Genomic DNA, 9553 nt, shown 5'->3' with positions numbered 1-9553 from the left:
ATGCCGAAGATGGTGTTCATCGAGCGCGACGGGACGCGCAAGGAAGTGGATGCGCCGCTCGGCCTGTCCGTGCTCGAGATCGCGCATCGCCATGGCGTCGACATCGAGGGCGCCTGCGAGGGCTCGCTCGCCTGCTCGACCTGCCACGTGATCGTCGATCCGTCCTGGTTCACGAAGCTCGCCTCGCCGACCGAGGACGAGGAGGACATGCTCGACCTCGCCTTCGACCTGCAGGAGACCTCGCGCCTCGGCTGCCAGATCATCATGACCGAGAAGCTCGACGGGCTCGAGGTGAAGCTGCCCAAGGGCAGCCGCAACGCAGGCGGCTGACGTGGCGGGCGCGCCGCGCTGGGAGACCGATTTCGGCGCGCCGGGCGGCCTGTTCCGCCGGCTGCGCGCCGAGGCCGCCGAGGCCTGGTCCGGCTACACCTGGCATCCCTTCGTGCAGCGCCTGTCGGACGGCACGCTGCCGCTGCCGGCCTTCCGCACCTACCTGATCCAGGACTACCTCTTCCTGATCCACTTTGCCCGGGCGAAGGCGCTCGCGGTGGTGAAGGGCGAGAGCCTGCAGGCGATGCGCGACAAGGCCGCGGCGGTGCTCGCCATTCTCGACGAGACCAAGCTGCACCTGAAGTACTGCGCCGAATGGGGCCTGTCCGAGGGCGACGTCATCGCCACACCCGAAAGCGCGGAGACGGTCTCCTACACGCGCTGGGTGCTCGACCGCGGGTTGTTCGGGGACATCCTCGACCTCGAGGTCGCGCTGGTGCCCTGCACGGTCGGCTACGGCGAGGTGGCGCTGCGCATCCTCGCCGACCCGGCACGCCGGGCCGAGGGCAATGCCTACCAGTCCTGGATCGATACCTACGGGTCCGAGGACTACCAGGCGATGGCCCGCGCCGCGGCCGCGCGCATCGATGCGCTGGGCGAAAGCCATGGCGGGACGGCGCGCTTCGGGCGCCTCGCCGCCGACTTCGCCGAGGCCGCGCGCCTCGAGCAGCGCTTCTGGCAGCAGGGGCTGGATTTCGCCCGATGAGGATCCTCGTCGCCATGTCGGGCGGCGTCGATTCCTCGGTGGTGGCCGGGCTGCTGGCCGAGGACGGCCACGAGGTCGTCGGCGCCACGCTGCAGCTCTATGACCACGGCGCGGCGGTGCAGAAGAAGGGCGCCTGCTGCGCCGGGCAGGACATCCATGACGCGCGCGACGTGGCCGACCGGCTCGGCATCCCGCATTACGTGCTGGACCGCGAGCAGGTCTTCCGCCGCGAGGTGATCGAGGATTTCGCCGACACCTATGCCCGCGGCGAGACGCCGGTGCCCTGCATCCGCTGCAACCAGACGGTGAAGTTCCGCGACCTGGTGGCGCTGGCGCGCGACCTCGGCTGCGAGGCGCTGGCGACGGGACATTACGCGCGCCGCGTCGAAGGTCCTCAGGGCGCCGAACTGCACCGCGCGGCGGACCCGGCGCGGGACCAGTCCTACTTCCTCGCCGCCACGACGCGCGAGCAGCTGGACTTCGCCCGCTTCCCGCTTGGCGGCATGGCGGACAAGGCGGCGGTGCGGGCGGTCGCGGCGCGGCTCGGCCTGCCGGTCGCCGAGAAGCCCGACAGCCAGGACATCTGCTTCGTGCCGGCCGGCCGCTACGATTCGCTTGTCGCAAGGCTGCGCCCCGAGGCGATGGCGCCCGGCGAGGTGGTCCATGCCGATGGCCGCGTGCTCGGCGCGCATGAAGGCATCGCGCGCTTCACGGTGGGGCAGGGGCGGGGGCTCGGCCCGGCCTCCTGGGATGGCGATGATCGGCTCTACGTCGCCGGCGTCGATGCCGGGCGGCGGCGCATCCTGGTCGCGCCGCGCGGGTCGCTCGAGACGACGACGGCGAACGCTGGCGAGATGAACTGGCTGATCGATCCGCCGGCGGCGCCGATGCGCTGCGAGGTGAAGCTGCGGGCGCGGGAGGTGCCGCGGCCGGCGCAGGTGGCCTGGGATGCCGGCGCAGGGCTTGCGCGGATCACGCTGGACGCGCCGGGCATCGTGGCGCCGGGGCAGGCCTGCGTGCTGTATGACGGCGACCGCGTCTTGGGCGGCGGTTTCCTGCGCGCGCCGGGATCGGTTGACACGGAGCGGGCCGCGGCCTAACTCGCGGCTCCCGTTTGGATGGCGGCGTAGCTCAGCTGGTTAGAGCACGGCACTCATAATGCCGGGGTCAGCGGTTCAAGTCCGCTCGCCGCTACCATCCTCCCGGTTTCCGACATCGATGCCCTTCCGGACGGGGCGCCGGCCTTCGCCGCAAGCGCCCCGTCATCGTGTCACCGCGCCTTGATCGGCCGCTTCCCATGGCTGTCCTGCGGCACGCCGCGGCCGAGCGACATGTGGCTGTGCACGCCGAGCCAGCGCCCGTCCGGCTGCTTCTGCAGCACGATCGTCGCGCGCCCAGGGCGGTCGAACTCGCTGCCGTCGGTGTTCCACCCGGTGCTGGTCCAGGGCGTGACGGCGATCGCCATCTTGCCGTCGGGCGAGGCCAGGATCTCGGTGTTCGCGATATCGAAGGCGAAGTCCTTCGTGCGCGGCCAGACATTGGACCATTGCGTGTCGGTCCAGGCCTGACGGCTGCGCACCAGCTCCTGGAAGGTGCCGAAGATGACGATGTCGTCGTGCCAGAAGGGATAGGCGCTCTTGAAGTCGACCTCGCGCACGCAGGCGGCGAAGCGTTCGAGCCAGTCGGCGATCTCGGCGGTGGTGGCGGCGTCGGCCACCGGGATGGGAAGGTTGGTCATGGCGCGTGGGTTCCTGTTCGCCCGTGCAGCGAAGGCCGCGCGTGGCCATCGGTCAATGGTGCGGACACGCGCCTGTGCGCAGGCCGGTGTTCGGCTACCCTTCCCGTCCGAGACTCGATGAGCCAAGCCCGGGAAACGACCGCGTGTGGGGACGCCGACGCCGATTGCCGCCTGAACTCCGCGACGCGCTGCGCGACGTGGAGCGCCGCACGCGGCGCGACCGCAATCGCACGTTGCTGTGGCGCCTGCGGCCGCTCGGGCGGGTCTTCGCGCCGGTCGCCGCGGGGCTGGCATTGCTCGGCGGCTTCGCGGCCTGGCATGCGCGGACGCTCACACAGCCCGGGCTGATGCCGGTCGCCGCGCCGCCGCCAATGTCGGTCACGGCTCGGAGTCCGGCCGCCCCCGAGCCAACGCCGCCGGCTTCCAGCGCCTCGGGCCTTCCGCGTGTCGTGTACGGGCCGGTGCCGCAGGTGCCGGAGCAGCCCGCGACGGGCACCCAGCCGGCCGCGGCGCGTTTCTCGGTGCGCCCCGCGGTCATCGACGGGGACACCCTGGCCGCCGGCACCGACCGCCTGCGCATCCACGGCATCGATGCGCCGGAGATGGACCAGACCTGCCAGCGGCGCGGCGGGACCTATCCCTGCGGCAGCATGGCGCGCGACGCCATGGTCGCCATTCTCGGCCGCGGCGGCCTGACCTGCGAGGCGCTCGACACCGACCGCTACGGCCGCAGCGTGGTCCGATGCGTGACCGACCGCGGCGCCGATATCGGCGCGGAACTCGTCCGGCAGGGCTGGGCGGTCGCCTACCGGCGCTTCTCCCTCGACTACGCCGCGCAGGAGGCCGAGGCGCGGGCCGCGCGGCGGGGCATCTGGGACGGCAGCTTCATGGACCCGTCCGACTGGCGGGCGCGCAACCGGTAGGCGCCTACGCCTCGACCCGGGTCATGGTCGGTTCGGCCGCGACGGGCGGAGTATCGCCCAGCACGCGCCAGGCCCCGCCGGTCAGCACCTCGCTCGGCCGGAAGCGCGCCTTGTAGGCCATCTTGCGGCTCTCCGGGACCCAGTAGCCCAGGTAGACGTAGGGAAGGCCGAGCTCGCGCGCCCGGTCCACCAGCCACAGCACGGCGTGGGTGCCGAGGGACCGCTTCTCGAGCATCGGGTCGTAGAAGGAATAGACCGCCGACAGACCGTCCGAGAGCCGGTCGGTCAGGCAGCCGCCGAGCAGCCGATCGGTGGCGTCGCGGAACTCGACCACGGTCGTCGTGATCGGCGTGTCCTCGACCATGGCGCGGTAGTCGTAGAAGCCCATCGCCGCCATGTCGCCATCCGCGTGGCGCGCCTTCTGGTAGCGGTGGAACAGGGCGAACTGCTCGGCGGTCGCGCGCGCGGGCATCTCGATGGCGGAGACGTCGGCGTTGGTGCGGGCGATGCGGCGCTGGGTGCGGTCGGGTTCGAAGGCGCCGGCGACGATGCGGATCGGGATGCAGGCCTGGCAGCCCGGGCAGACCGGCGAATAGGCGATGTTGTGGCTGCGCCGGAACCCGGCGCGGGACAGGCCGTCGTGCAGCGCCTCGGCTTCGGCGCCGGACAGTTCGGTCACGATCTTCCGTTCCGTCCGTCCGGCCAGATAGGGGCAGGGCAGGGGCGCGGTCGTGTAGAAGAACTGCGGTCGGCGGTTGGAGCGCTGGAGCATCTGGAAGGCCCTAGTGTCGGTCCGCGGCGCGCCGGAATCAACCGCCCCGCGTTACGGCACCAGGTCGATGCGCCCCGCGGGTGGACCCTCGATGGGTCCAAGGCGGATCTGGCGGCCGCCGACCCAGTCTTCCGTCAGGTCCGACCAATGCCGGCTGAGGACATGGCCCGACTGCCCGGTCGCGATGACGACGAAGGCGCCGGCGGGATCGGCCAGGTCGAAGACGCCCCGAAACCCCGCGCCGTGGACATTGGCGAAGATGCCGCCCGATTCGCCGCGCGACCCGGCCCGGTTGACCGTCTCCCCGTCGCCGGGGGAGGGCGCGGAGATCCGCACGCGGTCGCCGAGGACAGGGACGAACCGCAGCACCGGATGCTCGAAGCGCGCCGGATGCGCGGCGCCCCAGCGCCAGCTTGCCGGGTCGGGGCCGTGGACCGGGGCAAGGTCTGCCACCGCCTGGGTCAGCGCCGCCGACAATGCCGGCCCGCAGCCGCCGTCCCCGCACCAGGCCCGCCCGGCGGCCGGGTCGGTCAGGATGCGGGCGAGGAATTCCGGCGTGGCGCGCCAGGCGTCCTCGCTCACGCCGGCGGAGGCCAGCAGTGCGCGGCCGAAGCGGCCGAGCGTCGCGTGCAGGATCAGCGGTTCCGGCCGACCGGCCGCGGCGCGCCCGTCCCAACCCGCCACCAGATCCTGCGCGGCGCCCGCCGCTCCGGCCGGCCGGGGCGCGGCGCGAAGGGCGGGCAGAACCTCGAGCGCGAAGAGCGACAGCGTATCCGCCTGCATCGCCCCGAAGCCCCGCGCATCGTGGCGCGACGTGCCCGACAGCATCTGCCCGATGCGGCGGAACCGCCAATCCCCGTTCCATTCGGCGCCGAGGAAGACCGGCCCGTCGGGCGGTGCCGGGCGGTTGTTGCCGTTGGCGACCATGCCGCTGGCCGGGTTCTCGACATGGGGCATGGCGTCGAACGGGACGAAGCCGGTCCAGTCATGCGCGCCATCCCAGCCCGGCACTGGCAGGCTGCCGTCGCCGGCCCGGCGGATCGGCGTGCGCCCGGTCAGGTACATGGCGATGCCGCCATCGGCGTCGGCCACCGTCAGGTTCTGCGGCGGGCTGGTGATGAGCCGCGCGGCGACCCGCGCATCGGCGATGCTGCGCCCCGAATTCAGCGCCAGAAGCCCCGCCGCGGCGGTGTCCGCCGGCGCGAGGTTCGCCATCGCCAACGCGACGACGGTGCCGTCCGCCCGGCCCTGCGGCGCGTCGAGATCCGACAGCACCGGACCGTGCCGGCTCTCGCGCACCCGCATCGTCACGGGGTCGCCGAAGCGGACGCGGATGACTTCCTCCCGCACCGTGAAGGGGCGTGGGCCGTCGGGGGTCTGGTAGGCGTCGGGCCCGGCCAGGCGTTCGACGAAGACGTCCTGGGTGTCGGAATGCGTGGTCGTGAAGCCCCAGGCGAGGCGCTCGTTCCGGCCGATGACGATGCCCGGCACCCCGGGCGCCGTCGCGCCGGCGAGCACCCGACCGCCCGGCAGCTCGATCCGCGCCAGGTACCACAGGACCGGCGCCTGGTAGCCAAGATGCGGGTCCGAGGCGAGCAGCGGCGCACCCCCGGTCGCGCGCGCCGCGCCGACCGCCCAGGCGTTGGAGGCGCTGGAGGGGATCGGGTTCTCGTCCGGGAAGCGCGGCAACTGCGCGATCAGGCTCTCCAGCCCCCGCAACGGCTCGATCGCGCTCATGCTGGCCGGCGGGCCCGACCCGGCGCCGAGGTCCGGCCGGTCCGGCCGGCCGGGCGAGGTGTCGACCGGCCAGAGCGCCGCGAGCCGTTCGGCCGGCAGGATCGCGGCCAGCCGCGCCCGGTCGAGGTCGCCCCGGAAATTCCCCGACAGCGACAGCCCCATCGCCTTGCCCCAGAGCAGGCTGTCGAGCGGCCGCCAGGGCTCCGGCGCGCCAAGCAGGACGAATTCCGGTGCCGCGAAGCGACCGCGCGCCGCGATCCAGGCATTCACGCCCCTGGCATAGGCTTCGAGCGCCGCGCGGGTTTCCGGGGGCAGGGCCGCGAGGTCCAGTGCCGCGCGCTGCTCGAAGCCGAACAGGCGCATGTAGCGGTCGAAACGCAGCGCGGCCGATCCGGTGATCTCGGCGACGCGGCCGGTCGCGCCGCGGCGCATCATCTCCATCTGGAACAGCCTGTCGCGCGCATGCAGCCAGCCGAGCGCGGTCCAGGCATCGGCATCGCTGCCCGCACGGATGCGCGGGATCGCGTGGGCGTCGAAGGCGATCTCGACCGGCGCGGCGAGGCCGGGCAGGGCGACGCGTCCATCCCGCGACGGCAGCGTCCACCAGAGCGCCGCCGCGAGTCCCCCCACGGCGAGCACGACCAGGATCAACAGGCCGAGGAGCGTGCGCCCGGCCCAGCGGAGAATGCGTTTCACCCCCGAGACATGGACCGGCGCGCGGCCGCTGTGAACCGGCCTCGTCATCGACCGTTCAGCACGATGCTGCTAGGCGAGGGCCATGTCGCCACCCGAAGGCCAGACCGACGCCGGGGCGCCGGACGCGGCGCTCGAGGCCATGCGCGCCGCCATCGCCGCCGCCCCCTGCGACCCCCGGCTGCATGCCGACCACGTCGCGTTGCTCCGCGCGTTGCGCCGGACCGATGAGGCCGTGGCGGCCGCACGCGCCGCGGTCGCCGCGACGCCGCTGCGCGCGCCCGCCCATGTGCTGCTCGGCGAGACGCTCGCCTGGGCGCAGCGCCGGCCGGCCGCGCTCGCCGCCTTCGCGCGGGCGAGGGAACTGGACCCGGCGAACCGACGGGCGCTGCTGGGCGCCATCCTTGTGGAACCCGCGGCAGCGGGCGGGCAGGAGGTGGGACCGCTGCTGCGGGGCGAGATGGAACGCCTGACCGCCTCCGGGGCGCCGGCCACGGAATGGCTCGCGCTGACCGCCGCGCTGCGGGACCAGGGCCGGGTGCCGGTGTCGATCACCGTCGCGGCGCACGCCGCCGCAGCGCTGCCCGCCGAGGCCGCGTTGCATCTGTGCCTTGGCACGCTGCGCATGGCCGCGCGCCGGGCCGTGGAAGCCGAGCCGGCCTTCCGGGAGGCGGCGCGCCTGGACCCGTCGCTGCTCGACGCCTGGCTCGGCTTGACCGATGCGCTGTGGCGCCAGCGCCGCATCCCCGAGGGCGTGGCAGCGTTGGCCGAGGCGGTGGCGCTGCATCCGGACAACGCGGCGTTGGCCTCGCGCCAGGCGACCTTCCTGGTCGCTGCCCATGAGCCGGTCGCGGCGGAACGGGCGGCGCGGCGGGCGCTGACGCTCGATGCGCAGGATGAATCGGCCTGGCTGTGCCTGGGCGATGCGATCTGGCGGCAGCACCGCCAGCGGGATTCCGTCCGCGCCATCGAGGAAGGCCTGGTCGCGATGCCGGACAGCGTCGCGCTGGCCGCGCGGCTCGGTCACCTGCTCATCAGCCAGGATCGCCGCGCCGCCGCGGTGGACGCCTTCCGACGCGCCGTCGCGGGCGACCAGGCGCCGGCGCATGTCTGGCTCGGCCTGACCGATGCGCTGTGGCGGGCGGGTCGTGCGGAGGAGGCGGCCGAGGCGGTGCGTCAGGGCCTGGCGGCGCATCCGAACAGTGCGGAGCTGCGCGCGCGGCTGGCACAGCTGCTGATGGCCGGCGGCGAAGTGGAAGGCGCGCGCACCACGCTCGCCGAGGCGCTGGCGACCGACCCCGGGTCCGAGGACGTGCAGCTCGCCATGGCGGATGCGCTCTGGCGCCAGGGACGTCGGGCCGAAGCGGTGGCGGCGGCGCGCGAGGCGGTGGCGACCGTGCCGGACAATCCTGCGGTCGCGGCGCGGCTGGGGCACCTGCTGCTCGAAGCCGGGGAGATCGCGGAGGCTGCGGCGATCTTCGAGCGCGTGACGGCCCAGGCGCCGAAGCTCGTGACCGGCTGGGTCGGGCTGTGCGACGCGGAGCGCGAGCGCAAGAACATCAAGGCGGCGATCGCCGCCTTGCGGCGTGCGGAAGCGGCCGGGGCGGATCGACCGACCCTGCGGATGCTGCGCTACCGGCTGTTCGGGGACCTCGAGGAGTAGACGGTGACGTGTTGGAGGGGCGCTGCCCCTCCAAGCCACCCCGTCCGGGGCCGACGAGCCCCTGGACCGCGGCCATTGGCCTGGGACATCGGCGCGATGCATGTCCCCAAAGGGGGTTCCGCCATGGGCAGGGAGATCCCGAGAGAGGGCGCCCCTCTAGGATGCAGGTGTCAGAGCGAACAGGCGGCCTCGAGGAAGGACCCGCCCAGCGTGCCCGGCGCGGCCGGGCGGAACCCGCTGCCGCGCGGCCGTTCGGCGTGCACCGGCTCCTGGGCGTTGGGCCTCGCGAACCAGGCGCCTTCGAGGGGCCGCCACTGGCGTTCGGCGCAGCGGTACTCGGCGACGAAGCGCACCGACTGCGCGCGGCCGCCCGTCTCCGGGATCGGGATCGATTCGCGCAGGTTGAGCAGGATCCAGGCGCGGCGGACGGGGCCGCGGGTGACGAGGCCCCGTTCCTGCACGAAGCCGCTGGAGATGTCGCCCTGGCCGGACAACGAGGTGATCGGCACCCAGCCGACCGGCGGAGGGGGCGGTGGCGGTTCGGGCGGCGGGGGCGGGGGCTCGGTCGCGCAACCGGCGAGCAGGGTGGCGATCACGAGCGCCGCCGCCGGACCCCGGCGGCGGGGGCGGGCGGCTGTTTCGGAGGCGATCCGTTCAGTCATGCGCCCGATGGTGAACCCCTGTCGGGTCGGCGTCCATCCGTAGGGCCGAAACGGTCGGACCAGCGGATGTCGAACAGGCAGGATGGGTTGCCCATCGCTTCGCAGGCGGTCTCGGTGACCGCCGTCGCGGGGTGCACCAGCGCCCGGAACAGCCCCTGGAAGGTCGCGGCGCAATAGTCGCAGGCGGTGCGGTCCGTGGCCTGCCCCCGGGCCATGGGGTTGTCCGCGATGGCGAAGCGGATCGGGCGCCCGCATGGCGCCTGCAAGCGCGCTGCCGGCGAAAGTAGCCACCCAGGTCGGCGGCCGGTTGCCGGCGATCTCGGCGCCGC

General features: G+C 73.6%; 10 protein-coding genes and 1 tRNA gene. 6 read left to right on the top strand and 5 right to left on the bottom strand.

Features of this window, described 5'->3' with window-relative positions:
* From GWK16_RS00960 to GWK16_RS00945, 4 genes are all read left to right on the top strand, one after another.
* Positions 1 to 330 carry a ferredoxin family 2Fe-2S iron-sulfur cluster binding protein gene (locus tag GWK16_RS00960; protein WP_170052105.1) on the top strand — a complete coding sequence of 110 codons (330 nt, stop codon included), beginning with the start codon at positions 1 to 3 and terminating at the stop codon, positions 328 to 330.
* A 1-nt stretch (position 331) separates the two neighbouring features.
* Positions 332 to 1036: a thiaminase II/PqqC family protein gene (locus tag GWK16_RS00955; RefSeq protein WP_170052104.1), complete on the top strand. Its 705-nt coding sequence runs from the start codon at positions 332 to 334 to the stop codon at positions 1034 to 1036.
* The gene (mnmA, locus tag GWK16_RS00950; RefSeq protein WP_170052103.1) at positions 1033 to 2136 is read left to right on the top strand and encodes a tRNA 2-thiouridine(34) synthase MnmA; all 1104 of its coding nucleotides are present in this window, start codon (positions 1033 to 1035) and stop codon (positions 2134 to 2136) included. Before GWK16_RS00955 ends, mnmA begins: the two co-directional genes overlap by 4 nt.
* 20 nt (positions 2137 to 2156) lie before the next feature.
* Positions 2157 to 2233, top strand: a tRNA-Met gene (locus GWK16_RS00945).
* Between the two features lie 73 nt (positions 2234 to 2306).
* Here GWK16_RS00945 and GWK16_RS00940 read toward each other — a convergent pair.
* Positions 2307 to 2774, bottom strand: coding sequence for a YybH family protein (locus GWK16_RS00940; protein WP_170052102.1), 468 nt, complete (start codon positions 2772 to 2774; stop codon positions 2307 to 2309).
* Positions 2775 to 2938: 164 nt separating this feature from the next.
* Between GWK16_RS00940 and GWK16_RS00935 the strand changes: the two genes are divergently transcribed.
* Positions 2939 to 3697: a thermonuclease family protein gene (locus tag GWK16_RS00935; protein WP_211187014.1), complete on the top strand. Its 759-nt coding sequence runs from the start codon at positions 2939 to 2941 to the stop codon at positions 3695 to 3697.
* 4 nt (positions 3698 to 3701) lie between these two features.
* Here the strand turns inward: GWK16_RS00935 and GWK16_RS00930 are convergent, their stop codons facing one another.
* Entirely contained in the window at positions 3702 to 4469 is a 768-nt protein-coding gene (locus GWK16_RS00930; RefSeq protein WP_170052101.1) for an arginyltransferase, read from the bottom strand.
* Between the two features lie 51 nt (positions 4470 to 4520).
* Positions 4521 to 6950: a penicillin acylase family protein gene (locus GWK16_RS00925; protein WP_170052100.1), complete on the bottom strand. Its 2430-nt coding sequence runs from the start codon at positions 6948 to 6950 to the stop codon at positions 4521 to 4523.
* Positions 6951 to 6984: 34 nt separating this feature from the next.
* On the opposite strand from GWK16_RS00925, the gene GWK16_RS00920 reads away from it, so the two are divergent.
* On the top strand, positions 6985 to 8562 hold the full coding sequence (locus tag GWK16_RS00920) for a tetratricopeptide repeat protein (protein WP_170052099.1): 1578 nt from the start codon (positions 6985 to 6987) through the stop codon (positions 8560 to 8562).
* Positions 8563 to 8732: 170 nt separating this feature from the next.
* On the opposite strand, the gene GWK16_RS24940 is transcribed toward GWK16_RS00920, so the two are convergent.
* Positions 8733 to 9224: a surface-adhesin E family protein gene (locus tag GWK16_RS24940; RefSeq protein WP_211187012.1), complete on the bottom strand. Its 492-nt coding sequence runs from the start codon at positions 9222 to 9224 to the stop codon at positions 8733 to 8735.
* Positions 9221 to 9490 carry a V4R domain-containing protein gene (locus tag GWK16_RS00910; protein ID WP_277613534.1) on the bottom strand — a complete coding sequence of 90 codons (270 nt, stop codon included), beginning with the start codon at positions 9488 to 9490 and terminating at the stop codon, positions 9221 to 9223. The genes GWK16_RS24940 and GWK16_RS00910 overlap by 4 nt, the downstream gene beginning before the upstream one ends.
* Between the last annotated feature and the right edge of the window lie 63 nt (positions 9491 to 9553).

This window comes from Neoroseomonas marina (genome assembly GCF_012927745.1).
In the GTDB taxonomy this organism is placed as follows: Bacteria; Pseudomonadota; Alphaproteobacteria; order Acetobacterales; family Acetobacteraceae; genus Neoroseomonas; species Neoroseomonas marina.
The sequence above is the reverse complement of the archived record's forward strand: the minus strand, read 5'-3'. Positions and strand labels throughout refer to the sequence as shown.